A 19,737-nucleotide genomic window follows, 5' to 3' on the forward strand; every position below is an offset into this window, starting at 1 on the left:
CGCAGGCCCGCGAAGCCGACGATCTCGCCGCGGTGCAGTTCGAGATCGGTCGGGCCGACGGCTCCGCGGCGGCCGATGCCGCGAGCCCGGTAGATCGCGGGGCCGACGGGCTGGCGCCGGTGCTCGCGCCGGTCGGAGCCGATCTGCCGCAGCGCGTCGATGTCCTTGCCGATCATCTTCGCGATCAGCTCGGCCCGGTCCATGGTGTGCGCCGGGTACTCGCCCACGGTCCCTCCGTCGCGCAGCACCGTCAACCGATCGCTCAGGGTGAGGACCTGCTCGAGGAAGTGCGAGACGAACAGGATCGCGACGCCCTGGTCGCGGAGCCTCCGCAGCACGGCGAAGAGGCGGGCGACGTCGCCGAGGTCGAGGCTCGAGGTGGGCTCGTCGAGCACCAGCACGCGCGGCCGGTCGACCATCGCCCGCCCGATGGCCACCAGCTGGCGGATCGCGGGCGAGAGCGAGCGCAGCGGGAGGTGCGGATCCAGGTCCTCCAGGCCGAGCTCGGCGAGCATCTCGGCGGCCCTCCGGTGGGTACGGGACCACGAGATGCCGAAGCGGCCGCGGATCTCGTGGCCGAGCATCACGTTCTCGCCGATGCTGAGGTTGTCGGTCAGGCGCTCGTCCTGGAACACCGCGGTGATGCCCGCGGCCTTCGCTTCAGCGGGACCGCTGAACCGGCGCGTGACGCCGTCGACCACGATCTCGCCCGCGTCCGGCTGGTGGATGCCGGTGAGCGTCTTGATCAGCGTCGACTTGCCGGCGCCGTTCTCCCCCATCAGGCCGTGAATCTCGCCGGGTACCAGGCGCAGATGCGCCTCGCGAAGAGCCGGTCCGGAGGCGAAGGACACGCGGATCCCGATCATCTCGACGACGGGGGCCGCGGGACTCCGGGTCGTCCTCGATGCGATCGCCACGTGCCGTCCTCGGTTCGTGTGCGGCACGCCGTCAGGGTCGACGCGCCAGGGGCTGCCGCCGATGATACGCGAGCGCGGGCCGCGGGATCACTGCGGGCGGATCACGATCGAGGCGGGGCGGTGGAGGCGCGCACCACCAGCTCGGTCGGGATGCGGGTGCGCTGCGGGATCTCCTGCCCGCGGATCCGGGCGTGGATGACCTCGGCGACGGTCGTGCCCAGCTTGTCGAAGTCCTGCCGCACGGTCGTCAGCGGCGGGAGGAAGTGCCGGGCCGTGGGCAGGTCGTCGAAGCCGATGACGCTGACGTCCTCCGGCACGCGGATACCGCGTTCGACGAGGCCGTGGATCACTCCGAGCGCCATCTCGTCGTTCGCGACGACCATCGCGGTGAAGTCGGGCACCGACTGCAGGCTCGCCGCGAAGTCGTAGCCGGAGTCGGGTGTCCAGTCGCCGATGACGATCGGGCGCTCGTGCATCCCCCACGACTTCGCCCGGCTGTGGAACGCGCGCTCGCGAGCGCGCGCATCGAGCCAGTCCAGCGGGCCCGAGAGGTGCAGGACGTCGCGGTGGCCGAGGCCGCCGAGGTGGTCGACGGCCTGCGACATCCCTGCCTGCTGGTCGACCGAGACGGTGAGGAAGGTGGGGTCCTTGTCGCTTTTGACCACCAGGGTCGGCACGCCGATCTCGACGCTGCGCAGTGTCGCGACGGAGGAGGAGCGCGGCGCGATCACGCAGAGCGCGTCGATCCCGAGCCCCATCAGGTGCTCGATCGCATCTCCCGGCGTCATCTCGAGGTCGGGCCGCAGCGCGACGGAGGTGATCGAGTAGCCCTTCTCGCGGGCGGCGCGCTCGATCGCGCGGAGCGTGCTCGACGGGCCGTACTCGGAGCCGCTCTCGATCATGACGCCGATGCGGTCGGTGCGCTGCGTGACGAGAGAGCGGGCGGCGATGTTCGGGCGGTAGTTGAGCTCGTCGACAGCCTCGAGGACCTTCTGGCGGGTCGACTCCTTGATGTTCGGGTGCCCGCTGAGCACACGCGACACGGTCATGTGCGAGACGCCCGCCACCGCCGCCACATGGCGGAGGTTCGGCCGATCGGCCATGGTGAGGACCTCCTCCGCTCCCCGGGCGGGTGAGCCGCGCCACCCCGGCACGGACGAGGCGGAGAAGGCTCGGCTGCCGAGGGTGGGACCAGCATAGCCAGGCAGTCCCGACCGGCCGGTGGGGGACTCCTGAGTGAGCTGCCACGCTCCTCCCGCGCCGTCAGGACCGGTTCCCGATCCGAACGGTGCGCCCGACCTCCTCCACTCTGACGACCGACGACCCCCCCGACACTCTCAGCGGTCGTGGCGCGTCACTTTCTCGAATCCCCCGAGTGATAGCCCTTCATGCATCGACGATGCGCGCATGCAGTCTGATTGTCGATGCGCTGACAACCAGTTACCTCGGGTCTTACGGCGAAGGATGCACCCGCTCGGCGAGGGTCTTCTGCTCGTGATGGGACTCGGACATGAGGTTCACTGGCATCCTGCCCTCCATTACGGCTCGCTAGTAGGTTGCTTGCCCGTGATCGCGTGAATTCTGGGGTGCAACGAGTCCGCGCCAGAATCCCTTATGCTGAGAATGCTCAGCGACTATCCCCGGCAGGATCGGCGCGGCATCCATTCCTCGAGAGAGAATGTCGTCTAGCGAAGCGATGACGTCCAGCGCCGAGCGTGGACTGAATTGACCCGCGAGACGTTTTGCTTTCGCGCGAACATTATTGGGTGTGGGGCCGGCGTCGATGATGGAGTGGTTCCAAAGCCGACTGTGGTGGGCGCACCTATTTCGCAGATATACGAGGGCGCGCACCCGGTAGGCGAAACCGGCCTGAGCGACTCCGAGGCTGGATGCCACTGCACCAGCCAGAGAGCCTGTGCCGCCGCGCTCGATGCATTTGGACAACGTTCCGAACGACCAGACCTCGACCGCGGACCATACCGGCAGTTCTCCGAACCTCGCCGCTCCCGTCGCACCCTCGGTCTCTGTGAAGCGCAGGATATGTCGCTCCTTGCTGCGCTCGATGTCCCGCAGACACGAATTGACTGTGGGCTCGGCGCTCGGTGCGTCTGAGTAGAAGCTCTCTGCGAGGTAGGTCTCGTAGGGTCCGTGTTCTCGGGCTATGACGTGAGCGGTGTGGCTACGCAGAAGGAGCTCTGCGCGCCCAAGCTGTTCCCCAAGAGTGTGCCTGAGCGCTTCGTCTGCATCGTAGATTGCTTGGATTTCTTCGAACCAGGTTCCCTGCATGAAGGTATCGTCGCCGTGATGCGGGGCGCGCTGGAAGTATCTGACATATCCGGAGAATCGGTAATAGTTCTGTGCTGCCAAGAATCTTTTGCACGCTTCTTGGTCGACAATGCAGAGGCCGCGGTCGAGAAGCAGCTGAATCTGCCGCGTCCATGACAGGGTCGGCTTCTGTGCCATCGTGATCCCCGGATACCCAGAAAAGAGGAAGGCCCCTCCCATGTGAGCATCGTGGAGAGGCTTGGGAGGGGGTCAATCGATCCCAACATACCAGACGTTCGCCGCGGCCACCGTGCCCGCTTCCGCGCGTCCGTCGTGGTCGTTCCGTCCTCGCCGCGGTCGGAGGGGTCCGGTGCGGGTGCGGCTCGCGGTGCGGCGGAGACTGCGGTCGGGCGATGCAGGCGGGTACTGTCGGGATCCACATGGCACGCGACAACGAACCGACCGTCATCCTCACCGACCCGCTCGAGGAGCGCCTCCGAGCGCAGGTAGCCCGCGAGGGGGAGCGCGCCGTCGCTCTGCGCTCCGCGGCTCTGCTCAGCGGCGGCTACGAGGGCGAGGCCTTCCTGCTCACCGTCGGCGGTGAGCACGCAGCGGGTGTCCTCCAGGGCGCCCCCTCCCTCTACTGGCCCGAGCTCTGGGGCGCCCGTGCCCTGCTCTACGTCTGGGACGAGGCGGCGGCCGACGCCGTGACCGCCGGACTCGCGAATCCGTCGTGGCGCGTGCGCGAGATGTGCGCGCGCGTGTGCACGGAGCGCGTGCTCGGCGGGCAGAAGAAGCTCGCGCGACTCACCACCGACGAGCATCCGCGGGTGCGTGCCGCCGGGGCCAGGGCGCTGGTCGCCGCTGCTCTCGCGGGGATCTCCTCCGGCCGGGACGCGAAGGGCGAGTTCGCGTCGAGCGTCGAGGGCACGCTGACGGCGATGCTCCGCGACCCGGACCGCGACGTTCGCCGCGCCGTGCAGCAGGCGGCCGACGCTCTACGGGCGGCGCGCTCGGCGTGAGTCCTCGGCGCCGTCGGCCCAGCCCACGCCGCCCGACACCGCTGCACCCCGGTTCATCCGCCGTGAACGATCCTGCCGGCGCGGTGGTGTCGAGCCCTCCGTGGGCGCCGTGCGCGATGAACCGGAGGCGGAGCCCGGGTCTCAGCCGCCGACGTGGGAGCCGAAGCCGGACTTGCCCGTGCCCCCGAAGCCGCCGGAGAGGGTCGCGCGGGAACCGACCGTCGATCCGGCGGGCGCCTTCTGGACGACGTCGGGCTGCGTCGCTCCGCGGGCCGCGAAGCCGCCGGAGGGGACGGTCGCCCAGCTCGTCGCACGCGTCGAGCTCCAGCGCGACCCCGGGAAGATGATCGGGCCGAGCCAGAAGCCGCCCGCGTAGTGGCCGCGGTACTCGTCTGTCGACTCGCACAGCTGCTCCGGGTCGTCGCCCACGGGCTCGCCCTGCGCCTGGAGCTCGGCGACCTGCTCGCGGACGTCGGCGAGACAGTCCTCACGGCTCGCGTAGACCGGGCGCTCGGCGTTCTCGGGGATCACGTAGTCCTGGCCGTCGGCGCCGGTGGCCACGATGCCGTCGGAGGACGGGCTCGCCGAGTTCAACGCGACGGCCAGGCCGATCGCTCCGACCGCGACCGCGCCTCCGATCAGGAGGCCGCGGCGCTGAGAAGCGATGCCGCTGACGCCGACGTCGCGCGACCGGCGCCGAGCGGTGCCGGTCCCTCTCTCGTCGCCGGTGTCGTCGTGCGCGGAGTGTTCGGGCCCGGTCATCGGATCTCCTCGTCCTGGGGGCGGTGCTCGCGGACGTCCTGCGGCCGGAACCGCTCGGGGCTCCCGAAGACCGGAGCGGCATCCTTGACCCGACCGCCCTCGATGAAGTGAGGGACGAACTCGGCCAGGTCGCCGGTGATCGGGCCGCTGGTCTCGCGGACGTCGATGCCGGCCGGGGTCTCGCCGACGATCCAGCTGCCGATGACCACGGTCTTCCCGTCGATGCGGGCCAGCTCGGCGCGCGCCTGGTGCACGAATCCCTCCGCGCCGTAACCGCCGCCGTTCTCGGCGACGACCGTGCCGTCCGCGTCGAGGACCGTCACGTTCGCTCCCTCGCGGCCCAGGCGCGGCTTGCGCACCTGCGCGGTGCCCACGAGCGGCCGGGCGGAGGCGGGCAGCAGGTTCGGGTGACCGGGGAACATCTCCCACAGCATCACCAGGAGCTGCTTGTTGCTCAGCAGGAGCTTCCAGGCCGGCTCGACCCAGCGCGTGCGCTCGCGCCGATCGAGCAGGAGGCCGCCGAACTGCTCGCCCAGCATCCACTCCCACGGGTAGAGCTTGAACACGTGCCGGATCGGCTCGCCCTCGGCGTCGAGGAAGCCGGCGCCGTCGAGCTCGTAGCGGATGTCCTCGACGAAGATCAGCTTGGGGTCGAAGCCGGCCTGCGCCGCCGTCTCGGCCATGTAGGCCACGGTGTCGGCGTCCTCGACGATCAGCTCGCCGTCTCCGGAGTCGTGCAGCGACGCGAGGTGCAGGCGCGCACCCTCGTCGAGCTGCCAGCGCTCGAGGCGGAGGTGGCGCCACTGCTCGACCAGCTGCTCGTGCAGGCTGTTGAACTGGTCGGCGTCCGGCCCGCGCGTCTCGATCAGCCACTGCCACTGGGCGGCGGCCGTCTCGACCAGCGAGGTCGGGGTGTCGGCGTTGAACTCGAGCAGCTTCACCGTGCCCGCGTCGTCGTAGGCGAGGTCGAAGCGGCCGTAGACGGTCGGGTCGTCCTCGTCCCACGAGGTGCGCACCAACTCGTGGAAGCGGGGCGGGACGCCGAACTCGGCGAAGCGGCCCTGCCGCACCACGCGCTCGCACGCCTCCATGCAGAGGTCGAAGAGCTCCGACGTCGCGCGCTCGAGCAGGTCGATCTCGGCCGGCGCGAACGAGTAGGCCGCGGACTCGTTCCAGTAGGGGCGGCCGCTTTCGGAGGGGAGGTCGTAGAAGCTGAAGCCGATCTCGTCGCAGCGGGCTCGCCAGTCCGGTCGCGGAGTGAGGGTGTGTCTGCGCATGGTGTCCGGTCAGTGTAGGTCGGGGGTGCGCGCGAGGTCAGGGGGTGGCGCCGCGCGCCGCGCTAGCCTCGACGGGAGCGAAAGGCCGTGCCATGACCGCACCCCTCCCGCTCGCGGGCGTGCGCGTCCTCGAGCTCGGCACCTTCATCGCGGCGCCCACCGCGGGCCGACTGCTGGCCGACTTCGGTGCCGAGGTGATCAAGGTGGAGCGGCCGGGCACGGGGGACGAGCTGCGCCGCTGGCGGCTGCACGAGGGGTCCGAGACCTCGCTCCTGTTCCATACGATCAACCGCAACAAGCGCTCGATCGCCCTCGACCTGCGCACGGACGACGGGCGCGACACCGTCCGCCGCCTGGTCGCCGAGTGCGACGTGGTGCTCGAGAACTTCCGCCCCGGCACGCTCGAGCGCTGGGGCATCGGGCCGGACGTGCTCGACGAGGCCCGCCCGGGCATCGTGATCGGGCGCATCTCGGCGTTCGGGCAGACGGGCCCGCTCTCGGCCCGCCCGGGCTTCGCAGCGGTGGCGGAGGCGATGGGCGGATTCCGTGAGCTGGTCGGCGACCCCGATCGGCCGCCCGTGCGCGTCGGGGTCTCGATCGGCGACTCCGTCGCCGGCCTCTACGCCGGCTACGGAGTGATGATGGCGCTGTTCCAGCGCGAGACGCGCCTCTCCGCCGGGCTCGGGCCGGCTCCGCTGAGCGAGCGCGTGATCGACGTGGCGCTGCACGAGGCGATGTTCTCGATGACCGAGTCGCTGATCCCCGACTACCAGGCTCACGGCATCGTCCGCGAGCGCGTCGGCGGGCGGATGGAGGGCATCGCCCCGACCAACGCCTACACCTGCGCCGACGGGTCGAGCATCGTGATCGCCGGCAACGCGGACGCGATCTTCCAGCGGCTGATGGCGGTGATCGGCCGGAGCGACCTGGGCGAGGATCCGGCGCTCGCCTCGAACGAGCAGCGCTGGCTCCGGCGCGACGAGCTCGACGCCGCGATCGGCGCGTGGACGGCGGGCCGCACCTCCGCCGAGGCGCTCGCGGTCCTCGACGACGAGGGCGTCCCCTCCGGCCCGATCTACACGGCCGCCGACATCAGCGCGAGCGAGCAGTACGCGGCGCGCGACATGATCCAGCCGTTCGACGTGGAGGACGCCGGCCGCACGCTGCACGGCGTGGGCTTCCCCGGGATCGTGCCGGTGCTCGGCGGGCGCTCCCTCCCGATCCGCTCGCTCGCGCCGACGCTGGGCGGCGACACGGAGGAGGTGCTGGCGACGCTGCGGGACGGGGCCGCGGCGCGCGCGGACGCTGCTCCTCCTGCTCCGGCCGCGGCCGGCGGAGGCGACCGGTGACCGCGCTCTCGGCCGCGCGCCTGCGCGACGTGACCCTGCGCGACGGTCTGCAGCTGACCGGCAGGCTCCTGCCGACCGAGCGCAAAGTCGACCTCGTCCGCGCTCTGCTCGCCGCGGGCGTGCCCGAGCTCGAGGTCGGCTCGATGGCGCGCGGCGACCTCGTGCCGCCGATGGCCGACACCCTCGAGGTGATCGCTGCGCTCACCCCCGAGGAGCTGGAGCGGTGCTGGGTGTGGGTCGCGACTCCGCGGCACGTGGAGAGGGCTGCCGCCGCAGGGGCGCGCCGCTTCCAGTACTGCTTCTCGGCGTCCGACTCGCACAACCTCGCCAACGTCGCCGGCCGACGGAGGCGAGCCTGGCGGCGATGCCGGGGGCGGTGGCGCTCGCCGAGGGCGTCGGCGGCCGGATCCAGCTGTGCATCGCCACCTCGTTCACCTGCCCCTTCGAGGGGCCCGTCGATCCGGAACGGGTGCTCGCGATCGCACGCGACCCGCGGGCGGAGGGAGCGGCCGACGTGGTCGTCTGCGACACGCTCGGCCAGGCGCACGCCGACCAGGTGGCATCGCTCGTCGCGCGCGTCGTCGCCGAGACTCCGCCCCGCGAGATCGTGTTCCATGGACACGACACCTGGGGCTCGGGAGTCGCGAACGCGATCGCGTCCGTGCAGGCCGGCGCCGCGGTGGTCGACGGCGCGCTCGGCGGCCTGGGCGGCTGCCCGTTCGCGCCCGGGGCCAGCGGCAACACGGCGACCGAGGACCTCCTCTTCGCCCTGCGCCCGGACTGGTTCACGCCGGCCGTGTTCGCAGGCCTCGTCCATGAGTCGGAGGCGCTGCTCGGCGAACTCGGCGAACCGAACCGCTCGAAGGCCCGGGAGGGTGCCCGCTCGAACGCGCCCGCGTTCCCCTGGGCCGTGGGCGGCTGAGCGGCTCTCTGCGGGTCGTGTGCTGCTCCGGGAGGATGCGCGGCGGCCCGCCGAGTCGGTAGCGTGTCGTGCTCCGTCACCGATGCAGGGGAGCCCAGCCGTGATCCGACGTACCGCCGTGGGAGCCGCCGCGCTCCTACTCCTCGCCCTGACCGGCTGCACGGCGGAGTCGCCGGCGCCGACACCGTCCGCTTCCACCGGTGGCAGCCTGGAGCTGGCGGTCTCCACCGTCTGCGCGCCGGGCGTCGACCCGCAGTGCGTGGCGGTCGGCGGGCAGAACGTCGTCGTCGATCCTGCGGCCTTCACGAGAGCCGGGATCGCCTCGGCCGGGGTGGTGGACACCGGCGGCGTCGAGGTCGTCGATGTGCGCTTCGACGACGAGGGCGCCGCGGTCTTCCAACGATCGACGCGGGAGGCCGCTGACGCAGGCGCCGAGGCACGCCTCCTGATGCGGGCCGGCGACGAGCTCGTGGCGGCGACGACCGTGATGCAGGCGATGGAGGGTGACTCGGTGCAGATCGCGCCCGGTGACGCCGACGCGCAGGAGATCGTCGATCTGATCCGCGCCGGCTGACGGCGCTCGCCTCCGCCTCCCCGCTCAGCGGCGACGCGCGGATGGGGCGGCCACGTCCGGCCGCCCCGTCGTGTCACGGAGTGACGAGCACCTTCAGGGCACTGCGCTCGTCCATAGCGGCGTAGCCGGAGGGCGTGTCCTCCAGGTCGATCGTCCGGTCGAACACCCGACCGGGGTGCACGCTGCCGTCGAGCACGGCGGGCAGCTGCTGCTCGATGTACGCGCGGACGGGGCGGGGCCGCCGGCCAGTCGGATGTTCCTCACGCCCTCGAGAGCGACGCGCTGGACGCCTCGACCGGCTCTCCGACTGCGGAGCAGCGCCGATGACGGTGGACGTGGGAGGCGTCACGAAGGACATCGTCTTCACCCGCGACGACACGCTCGACGTCCGCATCGACGACGCCTACCGCGCGACGTCCGGCATCGGATCGGGCGTGCGGGCGATCACCAGCGGACTCGTCACGGGCACCACGCTCCGCGTCGACCCGGACCGACGCCCGCCTCGCTCTCTCGGCAGAATCCCGTGGCCGTGCGGAATCGTGGCGCGGATCGGCGGGCGGTGTGCGATCCGCCTGTGGTGCCAAGAGCGGTCAAGGTCTACGCTGGCGCGCAGCTCGCCGGACGGCGTGCTGCCCTGAGCGATGATCGTGTGGAGATGGCCCGATGGCCCCTGACGCTCCGCTGCCTCCGAGAACGGATCTCGGACCCGACACCCGAGCCGAGAGCATCGGCGCCCTCGTTGACCTTCTCGAGGCTCTTCGCGATCCTCGCGCGATCAACTCCGGCTCGCCGAGTTGGTCTCGGCCCACGCCCTCGTGCTGCTCCATCCGTCCGGAACTGTTCACGGCTCGGCGTTGGACGGTCGGGTGACGGCGATCGACGGCCCCTCGGTCGGGCCCGTCCTCTCGCGTCGTCTCGGACCGCTGTAGCGAGGCCGATCCGCGATGGCGAAGGCGACGTTGAGCTGGCTCAGGGGAATCGGTCATTCTGCCTATTCCCTTCTCCGCTGGTCTCGCTCTACCCTCGGCTCTGCCGCGCAGTCGCACCCGAATGACGACATCGCGGCACGCCCCGACCCTGGCGGAGAAGAGAGACCTGCGATGACGAACGACCCGACCCTCGACGATCCCGGAACCCGGCTCCGTACCCTCGGATGGACCGCGACCGCCGGCGGAGCAGCGCTCCGGATCCGGTCGGCCGGCACCTCCGAGACGAGATTCGGCCGAGCGTGGACTCGGGGAGGCGAGTGGGAGTCGCTGCCCGGCGAGGGCGCCGTCTACGGCCTCTACGCGGTCGAGGGAACGGGCACGATCGAGGCGAACGGCTCCGAGAGCCCCTATGCGCCCCACCGGCTCGTGCTCCTCGACGGCGGCGAGCCGGCGATCGTACGGATCCAGCGGCCGACGGCCCTCTACCTCTGGCGCTTCGAGTCCGGCATGCTCTCGGCCGCGCCGGTGCGCGGACGCCGGGGCGGCCGCGAGTTCCCGGAGACAGCGACCGCGCCGTTCCGAGCCCTCACCAACAGCCTCCTCGAGGCTGACCCGGCGGTCGCCGAGTCGATCTACGCCGCCCGCGCGAGCGAGTACCTCCTCGCCGCGGCCTTCGCCGGTCTCGACGAGCGTCGCCCGCGCGGCTCGGCGGCCTAGGGGCTCAGACCAGTCCGAGCACGAGGCTCGCGCGCACGGCCTGCACCCGGTTCGACACGCGCAGCTTGGTCAAGATGTGCTCGACGTGCGTGTTCACGGTGTGCCGAGAGAGGTGGAACGCGTCGCCGATCTCGGCGTTCGTCGCTCCGTCGGCCATCAGGCGCAGCACCTCGCGCTCGCGGCTGGTGAGACCCACATCCCCGGCGAGCACGTAAGCGCTGATCTGGACGCCCATCGACCGGCGGGCGGTGTCGAGCGCTACGTACTGGGCGTCGTCGAACTCGTGGATGCCCGCGAAGTTGAAGTGCAGACTCCCCACCACGCGTTCGCCGTGCAGGAGCACGAACGACATGCCCTGGGTGATGCCGGCCGCGACGAGGTGGTCGCGAGCCATCGCGGTCTCGCGGAATCCGGTCTCGCGGGTCCAGTCGAGGATCTCCTCGGGCGAGTCGAGGACCGAGCCGAAGTACTCGCTGTGGGGGATGAAGTCGTCGAGGCCGTCCTGGACGTGGGCGGCGGTCATCCCGTAACTGCGCAGCACCTCGTCGCGGGCGGTCGGTGTGCGGCGGATCGTTGCGGCGGCGAGCATGAAGGGCGCCGTGCGCTGCAGATCGAGCAGCGACGAGGTGAGGTGATCGTCCGCGCTGAGGAACCTCGGTGGCAGGAGGAGCGCAGGTGGAGCCGGCACCAGCTGCGTCACCGTCTCCGTCGACATGCAGACACTCTAGGTGGGCCCTCGGGCCGCGGAGGGGCCTGCGCACCTCTGCGGTGCCACGAGTGCGCAATATGTACACGCGCGCGCTCGTGTCGGGGCATCGTGGCCGAGAAGGCGGACTCGGAGGCCCGCACCGTTACCCTCGAAAGGTGCCCCTGTTCCTCCCTCTGCGCTCGCGCGACGCTGCCGCCGTCCCGAAGCGGCTCCTGCTGACCACGCGGGCCACGGGGACGAACGGCTGGATGAGCCTGTGGGGGACGAATGCGCACGGCGAGATCGCCGGCTGCCCGCCGCCGCGCGCGTGATCCGCGACCGCCCCTCCTCCTGAGACAGCGGCCGCGCCCTCGCGCTCGCTCACCTCTCCGGACGGAACCCCCTCATGCCGCACGCTCCCCTGCCCGCCGACCAGGCCCCGCACTCGATCTGGCGAGGACTGCGCCAGACGCTCCAGAAGGACACGGTCGGAGGCGCTTTCCTCCTCACCGCCACCCTCCTCGCGCTGATCGTCGCGAACAGTCCTGCTGCCGGGCTCTACGAGGCGGTGCGCGACGTCCGCTTCGGGCCCGAGGCGCTACACCTCGAGCTCAGCCTCGGAGCGTGGGCCGCCGACGGGTTGCTCGCGATCTTCTTCTTCGTGGTCGGCCTGGAGCTGAAGGAGGAGTTCGTCGCCGGTAAGCTGCGCGATCCCCGGACGGCGCTCGTGCCGATCGTCGCGGCGGTCGGTGGAGTCGCCGTGCCGGCCCTGATCTTCACCCTCGTCAACCTTCCCCGCGGCGGGGCGGCGCTCGACGGCTGGGCGATCCCCGCGGCGACCGACATCGCGTTCGCGGTCGCCGTGATCGCGGTGGTCGGAAGGTTCCTGCCGCCGGCTCTCCGCACGTTCCTGCTGACGCTCGCGGTGGTCGACGACCTCATCGCGATCACGATCATCGCCGTCTTCTACACGGCCGGCATCGACGTGCTGATGCTCGCGCTGGCGCTGATCCCGCTCGCGGTCTTCGCTGCGTGCGTGCAGCGCGGCGTGCGCGCCTGGTGGGTCCTGATCCCGCTCGGAGTCGCCACCTGGGCTCTGGTGCACGCGTCCGGGATCCACGCGACGGTCGCCGGCGTGCTGCTGGGCTTCACGGTGCCGGTGCTCGCCACGCCGCGCGCGCGGGTGCGAGTCGGCGCCGACGCCGACGGGCATCCGCTCTACGACGGCCTGGCCGCGCACTTCGCCGACCGCTGGAGTGTGCTGTCCACGACGGTCGCCGTCCCCGTGTTCGCCTTCTTCTCGGCGGGAGTCGCCCTCGGCGGCCTCTCGGGTCTCGCGGAGTCGTTCCAGGACTCGATCGCCCTCGGCATCATCGCGGGACTCGTGCTCGGCAAGCCGTTGGGCATCGCCGGCAGCACGTTCCTCCTGACCCGGTTGCGCGGGATCGCCCTCGATCCCTCGCTCCGCTGGGCCGACGTGATCGGCATGACCTTCGTCGCGGGCATCGGCTTCACCGTCTCGCTGCTGGTCGGCGAGCTCTCGTATGGCGCAGGCACCGGGTCGGACGACCACGTGAAGGTCGGCGTACTGACAGGCTCCTTCGTCGCCGCACTGATCGGGGGCACGATCCTCGCGCTCCGTGACCGGCACTACCGCCGCGTGCGCGGCGAGGCGCAGCACTAGCACGCCGTCGTCGGGGGAGGAGACGAGAGTCGTCGCCCGGCTCCCCTCAGGGCGGCGGACGCGTCGTCGCCAGTCGCCGCTACCTCTCACCGCCGAGGACCACGCACTCGCACACAACTCGAAAGGCTCCAGGCCGTTTATGGCCAGGCCGAGTACCTCCAGAAAGTGGGACCCGGATTCAACGAATCCGGGTCCCACTGTGCTCACTCCTCGGTCATCCGAACGTCAGAGTTCGGCTCCGACTGACTGTGCTTCAGTCGACTGCCGCGGCAGCCGGGCGACTGCTCTGTAGTAGAGCAACCACAGGATCGATCCGACCACGGGGAGGAGCACAACGACAACAAGCCAGCCCACCCTCGTTGCGGTGCTGAGACGCTGTGCCTGATGATCGTCACGAGCGCGGACACCAGCAGAATCGCTGCCGCGATGGGGATCGCATACCAGAAGAACGCGTAGGCGTCCGGGATGATCACGTGTTCTGGCGTCATGAGAAGCTCCTGCGGAGGTGACCAGGCTAGCGGAGTCGTTCTGGACCTGACGTCCGATCCAGAGGTTCAGCGCCGAATCGGGCTCTGCGATGCTGTGGAGACCGAGACGGTTGACGAGGACGCGGCCGGAACCGGGGTAGGCGAGTGGTCGTCGCCGGTGCCGGCAGAGCAGGCGCGACGATCGAGGGATCGCCTGAGGGGATACGGACGAAGACCAAGCCTTTATCGTACTCGCGTCGATCACTATGCCTTCGGCATGCGGTCACCCTTCCACGCCACCCTCCCGAGCAACCCAGATCAGATATCACCTCACTGTGCAGCGGACCCGCCCTTCCGGCGCACGGGTCGATGTGCCCTGGCCTGCCATGGTGGCCGTCGTCTCCGCGTGCACGGCTACCGCCGCGCGCACGGCGAGTAGCCTCGGCGGTGCCTCCCTCGGCTCGTGTCGGAGGGGCGCCGACCGATCACCCGTCAGGAGCCCGATGGCCGCCCCCACCGTCCTCGTCGTCTGCATCCACAACGCCGGCCGCTCGCAGATGGCCGCAGGCTACCTCCGTGCGCTCTCCGGAGGCGCCGTGCAGGTGCGCTCCGGCGGCTCCGAGCCCGGCGACCGGATCAATCCGGTCGCGATCCGGGCCATGGCGGAGGAGGGCATCGACATCTCGCAGGCGGTTCCGCAGCTGATGACCACCGAGCAGGTGCAGGCGTCCGACGTCGTGGTCACGATGGGCTGCGGCGACGTCTGCCCGGTCTTCCCCGGCAAGCGCTACGAGGACTGGGACCTGGCCGACCCGCACGGCAAGGAGCTCGACGAGGTTCGGGCGATCCGCGACGACATCCGGCGCCGCGTGCAGGCGCTCCTCGCTGAGCTGCTGCCCGCCTGAGCGTGCCGACCGACGCCGTCGCGTCGCTCGGCTCGAGCACCGCCAGAGTGCGCTCTACCTCGCTGCGATGGTCGTCGGCGGAGGCGCGGGGCTGCTCGTTCCCGCGGCGCACCACCTCGACGGTGCGATCGAGTCCGTGCTCGGGCTGCTGCTGTTCGCGACGGTCCTCGGCGTCCCCTTCGCCGCCGTCGGGCGTGCGCTGCGGGACGGGTCCTTCCTGGCGGTGGTCGGAGTGGTGAACGTCGTGCTCGTTCCGCTGGTCGTCGTCGGGCTGTCGAGGTTCGTCGCCGAGAGTCCCGCGTTGCTGTTCGGGGTGCTGCTGGTGCGGTCGACGCCGTGCATCGACGACGTGATCGTTCGCGGGTCTGGCGGGAGGCGCCTCCGACCGGCTCCCCACCGCTGTTGATGGTCGCGGTCGGCCTCGGGGGGCCCAGGTGGGAGCAGGCGTCGCCGCGCTTCCGGGCACCGGCCCGGCGGGCGCTCCTCTCGGTCCGCTCGAGCCGGGGCGGCGTGCGTCGAGGAGGCGCGACTCCAGTAGGTTGCGTGCATGAGGCGAGCGGGAACGGTGGCGGTCCTCGTGCTCGCTCTCGCGGGGTGCACGCCGCAGCCCGCTCCCTCGGCAGCGCGGTCCGAGGTGCCGGTCGAGTCGTCGGAGCCTCGCGCTGACGAGCCGGACGCTCCCAGATCGTCGGCGGCTACGGCGAGCTGCACGTCGCTCCCGACGGCGCGATGCTGTTCTGCGCCTCCGACGACGATCCCGGCTTCACCGGCAGCTGGCGCGACTGCGCCGACGGGATCCGCACGGCAGGCGTCGACACCGCCGCGATCGACGCCTCCCTCGGCTCCGCCCCGGCCGACCCGGGCGGACACCGCTGGTCGGGAGCGGCGGCGGGGCGCCGCTCGCTCGAGGACGGGACGCTCGTCTACTCGGTGTTCCTCGCCGGCACGCGCACCGACGACTCCTTCACCGTCTCGTCGGTGGGCACCGCGGAGTACCGGATCCCGTCCGAGTACCAGGAGCTGCGCCCGGGAGTACCGGGAGGGTTCCTCGTCCGGCTCGTGCCTGAGGACTGAGCGGCCCTGCGGCACGTCGTAGCATCGTGCGGTGCCCGACGACTCCCGACTGATCGAGACCACGGCCGGCGACCCGGCCGCGACCGCGCTCTTCGCCGCGCAGGAGGCCGACCTGCTGGCCCGCTACGGCGGCGACGACACCGGCCAGCGGCCACCCGACGACGCCCCGACGCTCCTGCTGGTGGTCGGCGGCGAGCCGGTCGGCTGTGTGGCGCTCGCCGTCGAGGACGGCATCGGCGAGATCAAGCGGATGTTCGTGGCCGAGGAGGCGCGCGGGCGCGGGCTCAGCCGGGTCCTCCTCTCTGGAGTCGAGCGCGTAGCGGTCCGCGAGGGAGTCGACCTGCTGCGGCTGGTCACCGGTGTCGAGCAGCCGGAGGCGATGGCGCTGTACGCGAGCTCGGGTTACGAGCCCATCGCCGGGTACGGCTACTGGGGCGACGAGCCGAGCGCCCGCTGCTACGCCAAGCGCCTCTCGCGCTGAGCGTCGGCCGCGTCACGCCGGCAGCAGTGCCTCCACCTGCACCCGGATCTCGGCGACGAGCTCGTCGACCGAGGCGGAGGCGTTGGCGGTGATCGCGAGCGTCGCGAAGACGATCGCCGACACGATGTGCGCGCTGATCGCGGCCGCGGCGGCGGGGACGCCGGCGGTGCGCTCCAGGACCGAGGCGACCGCTGCCTCCGTCTCGAGGGTGTGGCGGAGGGCCTCGCGGTGGTGCGGCTCCTCCGGATCGCCGAAGACGATCTCGCGGAGGTAGGCGCGGCCGTTGTCGACCCGGGCGCGGTTGCACACGATCACGGGCCGCAGCACGGCGAGGACCGCGTCGGCCGGCTCGTCGAGCGCCGCTGACGCCTCGACGCCCTCGACGAGAGCCGCGCCATAGGCCGAGTTCTGCACGAGGAGCAGCAGCTCGGCCTTCGTCCGCGCATACAGGAACAGCGTGCCCGCGCCGATATCGGCACGGTCGGCGATCTGCTGCGTCGTCACCTCGTCGATCCCGTGCTCGTCGAAGAGGGCTCGGGCTGCATCGGTGATGCGGTCGAGCTTGTCCTGCTTGTTGCGTTCGCGGCGGCTGAGCTCGGGGCTGATGGTGGCGATGGCTCCTCCTCGGGAGGCGTGTGGTCGGGATTGAGCCTAATCGCGCTGCGGCGGTGGAGGAGGGTACGAGGGTCGCCCGCGCGGCTCTCGTCGACGTCCCCGAGCGACGCGGGCGGAGCGCCTCGCCGCTCACCTCGGCGAGCCTTCCCGGGGCGCTCGATCAGGTGCGGACCGAGGCCGTCCAGCGGGTGAGCTCGGCCGAGGGGGCGACGGGGGCGTCGAGCTGGACCATGTGCCCCGCGTCGTCGATCAGGGCAAGGGAGGTGTGCGGGATCGCAGCGCGGAGTCGCTCGGCACGGTCGCGGGGGATCCAGGCGTCCTCGGCGCCCCAGATGGGGTGCACGGGCTCGGTGATGCTGCCGTAGCCGGGCTCGATCTCGGCGGTGAAGCGCTCGTCCGCCTCGGCGAACGGGCGCCACTGCTCCGACGACCACGGAGTGCCGTGCAGGAGCACCAGGTCCGGTCCCGATCCGCAGCGGTCCCCGCGGACCGTCCGCCCGCGCCAGTCGAACTCGTGTGCCAGCTCGTGCGTCGTCGTCCCTCGAGGTGCCAGCCACGCCTCCGACTCGGTTCTGGTGCGCCGCGGGCCCGCCGCCGCCTGAGCCCCGCGGAGGGGGTGGTTGAACTGGCGCAGACACCCTGTTACCGTGAACAAAATCGCCGGGAAGACGGTGTCGGAGACCTCGAGGACGAGGTCGCACCGCATCCCGTAGTGCGCGGAACTCTGCCCCGCCACCACTCGCACGCCCGTGATGGGCGTCGCGGCGGCGACCCCGCGACTCCCCGGGGGTGCGCCGCTCGCCGACGCATCTCCGGGCTCCCTGCCGCCCACCCCTCTGACGATGGAGTCACGATGACGCCCGCACCGACGCCCGCCGCCGAGCGAGACCGAGTCCCGAGGGGCTCGCTCCGCCGCCGCCTCACCGCAGGGCTGCTGATCCTGCTCGCCGCGGTCGTGGCGCTGCCCTTCACCGCCGCAGCCCCGGCGCACGCGCTGGGCGAACCGACCTTCACCAACCCGATCGAGCCGGACACCGCCGATCCGACGATCGAGTTCCACGACGGCAACTACTACCTGGTCGCCACGACCTGGGACAACCGCGTCGTGATGCGCAAGGCGCCGACGCTCGCGGCGCTGGGCACCGCGACTCCGACGACCGTCTACACCGACACGAACCCGGGCCGGAACGCCAACATGTGGGCGCCCGAGCTGCAGCGGATGGAGGGGCCGAACGGCTGGCGCTGGTACCTGATGTACACGATGGGAACCGCTGGGAACTTCGACCGCCAGCACCTCCAGGTGATCGAGAGCGCGGGCGACGACCCGATGGGGCCCTACAGCTACAAGGGTCGGCCGATCCCCACCGACGACTGGAACATCGACGGCGCGTACCTCGAGCTGAACGGCGAGCTCTTCATCACCTGGTCGGCGTTCTCAGCCGGGCCGAACCGGCTGCAGAACAACTACATCGCCAGGATGTCCGACCCGTGGACCGCCACCGGGCCGATGAACGTGCTCTCGTCGCCCACCGAGCCGTGGGAGACCATCGGCGCGCCCGTCAACGAGGGCCCGATCCCGCTGCAGAAGGACGGCCGCACCTGGATCGTCTACTCGGCGAGCTTCTGCGGCACCGAGGACTACCAGCTCGGCACCCTCGAGTACGACGGCACCGGTGACCCGGTCGTGGCCTCCTCCTGGACCAAGAGCGACGGACCGGTCTTCTCGAAGGCGAACGGCGAGTTCGGCACCGGTCACAACGACTTCTTCGATTCGCCCGACGGCACCGAGACCTGGAACCTGTACCACGCGAACCCCGGACCGGACGACGGCTGCGGCCGCCAGCGCTCGGCCCGCGCGCACCTCATGGACTGGACAGCCGGCGGCGAGCCCGATTTCGGCACTCCTCTGGGCACCACCGCGCAGATCCCCGTGCCCAGCGGGGAGAACGCGCCGATCACGGCTCGCGTCGAGGGAGCGCCGTGGCAGCTCGTCAGCCGCAGCACCGGTCTCTGCGCCACCGTCTCCTCCGCCCAGAGCGGCGACGGTGCAGGCATCGTCCAGGGTCCGTGCTCGACGCCCCGGGCGAACTGGATGCTCGACGCCACCGGCGAGGACAGTCTCCGCCTGATGAACGCCAGCAGCGGCAAGGCCCTCGGGCCCGTCGACTGCGCGCGCGCCGATGTCGGCCTCCAGCAGTCCGCGTGGCTGACCACCGGCTGCCAGCAGTGGAGGGTGGCCCCGGGAACCGGCGGCTATTCGACGCTCACCCACCGCGCCAGCGGCACGGTGCTGGAGGCGTCCGGCGGCTCCGTCCGCCAGGCCGCGGCCACCGCCTCCGCCGCTCAGGAGTGGGCGCTGCGCCCCGCGGGCGCTGTGGCGATCACCTCGTTCGTCACCGGCAAGGCCTTCGATCTGCCGAACTGCTCGACCGCCAACAGTGCCGTGCTCCAGCAACAGGAGTGGCTCGGTTCGCCGTGCCAGCGCGTCACCGTCACCGGTGCTGCCGACGGCGCTGTCGAGATGCACCCGGTCTCGGCCGCCGCCTCGTGCCTCGCGGTCACCGGAGGCTCTACCGCCGACGGTGCGACCGTCACCCAGGGCGCGTGCGGCGTCACGGGAAGCGCGTGGCGCCTCCGCCCGGGCAACGACGGCACCGTCGAGCTGCGCGCCGCGCACAGCGGCAAGGCGCTCGACCTGTCGAACTGTTCGGCGGCGAACGGCACCCGGATCGGCCAGTGGAGCGTGCTGAACAACGACTGCCAGCGCTTCCGCGTCTCGCTCGGCGCTCCCGCCTCGACCGTGCCGCTGCAGCCGGTCGTCACTGCCGGCGCCCGCTGCGTCGCCGGCCGGGTCGTGCTGACCACGGTGGTCCGCAACGCGGACGATCTGCCGATCGACGTGACCGTCGGCTCCGGCACCGCGGCGAAGAGCGTGACCGCTCTCGCCGGCGGGACGAGCACCTCCACCGCCGTGACCACCCGTCTGACCAGCGTTCCCGCCGGGTCGACGGCGGTCGTGGTCGCCGGCTCCGACGACGCCGCCCGGAGCGCGACCGTGGCGGCGCAGCACCCGGCGCTCAGCTGCGGCT

General features: G+C 71.4%; 22 protein-coding genes and 1 pseudogene. 13 read left to right on the plus strand and 10 right to left on the minus strand.

Going from position 1 to position 19,737, the window contains the following annotated elements; all coding sequences use genetic code 11:
• From ACH61_RS08215 to ACH61_RS16265, 3 genes are all read right to left on the minus strand, one after another.
• Positions 1 to 917: ATP-binding cassette domain-containing protein (locus ACH61_RS08215; protein ID WP_330220144.1), on the minus strand; the 917-nt coding region annotated here is incomplete at its 3' end.
• 101 nt (positions 918 to 1,018) lie between these two features.
• A complete protein-coding gene (locus ACH61_RS08220) occupies positions 1,019 to 2,020 on the minus strand; it encodes a LacI family DNA-binding transcriptional regulator (protein WP_068210906.1) in 1,002 nt (333 codons plus the stop codon).
• 445 nt (positions 2,021 to 2,465) lie between these two features.
• A complete protein-coding gene (locus ACH61_RS16265) occupies positions 2,466 to 3,422 on the minus strand; it encodes an Abi family protein (protein WP_236713604.1) in 957 nt (318 codons plus the stop codon).
• A gap of 200 nt (positions 3,423 to 3,622) precedes the next feature.
• Between ACH61_RS16265 and ACH61_RS08225 the strand changes: the two genes are divergently transcribed.
• Positions 3,623 to 4,204, plus strand: a complete 582-nt coding sequence (locus tag ACH61_RS08225; RefSeq protein WP_068210952.1) for a hypothetical protein — start codon at positions 3,623 to 3,625, stop codon at positions 4,202 to 4,204.
• Positions 4,205 to 4,345: 141 nt separating this feature from the next.
• Here ACH61_RS08225 and ACH61_RS08230 read toward each other — a convergent pair whose 3' ends face one another.
• Together ACH61_RS08230 and ACH61_RS08235 are read right to left on the minus strand one after the other, a co-directional pair.
• On the minus strand, positions 4,346 to 4,966 hold the full coding sequence (locus ACH61_RS08230; protein ID WP_068210908.1) for a hypothetical protein: 621 nt from the start codon (positions 4,964 to 4,966) through the stop codon (positions 4,346 to 4,348).
• Positions 4,963 to 6,243, minus strand: a complete 1,281-nt coding sequence (locus ACH61_RS08235; RefSeq protein WP_068210911.1) for a glutathionylspermidine synthase family protein — start codon at positions 6,241 to 6,243, stop codon at positions 4,963 to 4,965. Before ACH61_RS08235 ends, ACH61_RS08230 begins: the two co-directional genes overlap by 4 nt.
• 92 nt (positions 6,244 to 6,335) lie before the next feature.
• Here ACH61_RS08235 and ACH61_RS08240 point away from each other — a divergent pair, with 92 nt between their 5' ends.
• From ACH61_RS08240 to ACH61_RS08250, 3 genes and pseudogenes are all read left to right on the plus strand, one after another.
• A complete protein-coding gene (locus ACH61_RS08240; RefSeq protein ID WP_068210914.1) occupies positions 6,336 to 7,592 on the plus strand; it encodes a CaiB/BaiF CoA transferase family protein in 1,257 nt (418 codons plus the stop codon).
• Positions 7,589 to 8,514: pseudogene (locus ACH61_RS08245) on the plus strand (beta/alpha barrel domain-containing protein). Before ACH61_RS08240 ends, ACH61_RS08245 begins: the two are co-directional and overlap by 4 nt.
• Before the next feature lie 100 nt (positions 8,515 to 8,614).
• Entirely contained in the window at positions 8,615 to 9,088 is a 474-nt protein-coding gene (locus tag ACH61_RS08250) for a SecDF P1 head subdomain-containing protein (protein WP_132505309.1), read from the plus strand.
• Between the two features lie 73 nt (positions 9,089 to 9,161).
• Here the strand turns inward: ACH61_RS08250 and ACH61_RS16270 are convergent, their stop codons facing one another.
• Positions 9,162 to 9,284, minus strand: coding sequence for a hypothetical protein (locus tag ACH61_RS16270; RefSeq protein WP_330220145.1), 123 nt, complete (start codon positions 9,282 to 9,284; stop codon positions 9,162 to 9,164).
• Between the two features lie 127 nt (positions 9,285 to 9,411).
• Between ACH61_RS16270 and ACH61_RS08255 the strand changes: the two genes are divergently transcribed.
• Positions 9,412 to 9,726, plus strand: a complete 315-nt coding sequence (locus tag ACH61_RS08255; RefSeq protein ID WP_068210920.1) for a hypothetical protein — start codon at positions 9,412 to 9,414, stop codon at positions 9,724 to 9,726.
• A 462-nt stretch (positions 9,727 to 10,188) separates the two neighbouring features.
• Positions 10,189 to 10,734, plus strand: a complete 546-nt coding sequence (locus tag ACH61_RS08260) for an AraC-like ligand-binding domain-containing protein (RefSeq protein ID WP_068210923.1) — start codon at positions 10,189 to 10,191, stop codon at positions 10,732 to 10,734.
• A 4-nt stretch (positions 10,735 to 10,738) separates the two neighbouring features.
• Here ACH61_RS08260 and ACH61_RS08265 read toward each other — a convergent pair whose 3' ends face one another.
• Entirely contained in the window at positions 10,739 to 11,449 is a 711-nt protein-coding gene (locus tag ACH61_RS08265; protein ID WP_068210926.1) for a helix-turn-helix transcriptional regulator, read from the minus strand.
• A gap of 149 nt (positions 11,450 to 11,598) precedes the next feature.
• On the opposite strand from ACH61_RS08265, the gene ACH61_RS17360 reads away from it, so the two are divergent.
• A complete protein-coding gene (locus ACH61_RS17360) occupies positions 11,599 to 11,754 on the plus strand; it encodes a hypothetical protein (protein ID WP_158286120.1) in 156 nt (51 codons plus the stop codon).
• A 74-nt stretch (positions 11,755 to 11,828) separates the two neighbouring features.
• Positions 11,829 to 13,106 (plus strand): Na+/H+ antiporter NhaA, encoded by a 1,278-nt coding sequence (nhaA, locus tag ACH61_RS08270; RefSeq protein WP_068210929.1) that lies wholly within the window; start codon positions 11,829 to 11,831, stop codon positions 13,104 to 13,106.
• A gap of 225 nt (positions 13,107 to 13,331) precedes the next feature.
• On the opposite strand, the gene ACH61_RS19315 is transcribed toward nhaA, so the two are convergent.
• Positions 13,332 to 13,838 (minus strand): PLDc N-terminal domain-containing protein, encoded by a 507-nt coding sequence (locus ACH61_RS19315; protein WP_413784028.1) that lies wholly within the window; start codon positions 13,836 to 13,838, stop codon positions 13,332 to 13,334.
• 238 nt (positions 13,839 to 14,076) lie between these two features.
• Between ACH61_RS19315 and ACH61_RS08275 the strand changes: the two genes are divergently transcribed.
• The 4 genes from ACH61_RS08275 to ACH61_RS08290 all read left to right on the plus strand — a co-directional run bounded on the left by ACH61_RS08275 (position 14,077) and on the right by ACH61_RS08290 (position 16,033).
• Complete coding sequence (locus ACH61_RS08275) at positions 14,077 to 14,478, plus strand: arsenate reductase ArsC (RefSeq protein ID WP_068210932.1); 402 nt, start codon at positions 14,077 to 14,079, stop codon at positions 14,476 to 14,478.
• A gap of 67 nt (positions 14,479 to 14,545) precedes the next feature.
• Positions 14,546 to 14,884 carry a hypothetical protein gene (locus tag ACH61_RS08280; RefSeq protein WP_068210934.1) on the plus strand — a complete coding sequence of 113 codons (339 nt, stop codon included), beginning with the start codon at positions 14,546 to 14,548 and terminating at the stop codon, positions 14,882 to 14,884.
• Positions 14,885 to 15,207: 323 nt separating this feature from the next.
• Positions 15,208 to 15,552 carry a hypothetical protein gene (locus tag ACH61_RS08285; RefSeq protein ID WP_068210937.1) on the plus strand — a complete coding sequence of 115 codons (345 nt, stop codon included), beginning with the start codon at positions 15,208 to 15,210 and terminating at the stop codon, positions 15,550 to 15,552.
• 31 nt (positions 15,553 to 15,583) lie between these two features.
• On the plus strand, positions 15,584 to 16,033 hold the full coding sequence (locus tag ACH61_RS08290) for a GNAT family N-acetyltransferase (protein ID WP_082845130.1): 450 nt from the start codon (positions 15,584 to 15,586) through the stop codon (positions 16,031 to 16,033).
• A 12-nt stretch (positions 16,034 to 16,045) separates the two neighbouring features.
• Here ACH61_RS08290 and ACH61_RS08295 read toward each other — a convergent pair whose 3' ends face one another.
• Together ACH61_RS08295 and ACH61_RS08300 are read right to left on the minus strand one after the other, a co-directional pair.
• Positions 16,046 to 16,648: a TetR/AcrR family transcriptional regulator gene (locus ACH61_RS08295; protein ID WP_068210940.1), complete on the minus strand. Its 603-nt coding sequence runs from the start codon at positions 16,646 to 16,648 to the stop codon at positions 16,046 to 16,048.
• A 160-nt stretch (positions 16,649 to 16,808) separates the two neighbouring features.
• Positions 16,809 to 17,354, minus strand: a complete 546-nt coding sequence (locus ACH61_RS08300; RefSeq protein WP_068210943.1) for an alpha/beta fold hydrolase — start codon at positions 17,352 to 17,354, stop codon at positions 16,809 to 16,811.
• 147 nt (positions 17,355 to 17,501) lie between these two features.
• Between ACH61_RS08300 and ACH61_RS08305 the strand changes: the two genes are divergently transcribed.
• Positions 17,502 to 19,737: family 43 glycosylhydrolase (locus tag ACH61_RS08305; RefSeq protein WP_068210949.1), on the plus strand; the 2,236-nt coding region annotated here is incomplete at its 3' end.

This window comes from Rathayibacter tanaceti (assembly GCF_001634385.1).
In the GTDB taxonomy this organism is placed as follows: Bacteria; Actinomycetota; Actinomycetes; order Actinomycetales; family Microbacteriaceae; genus Rathayibacter; species Rathayibacter tanaceti.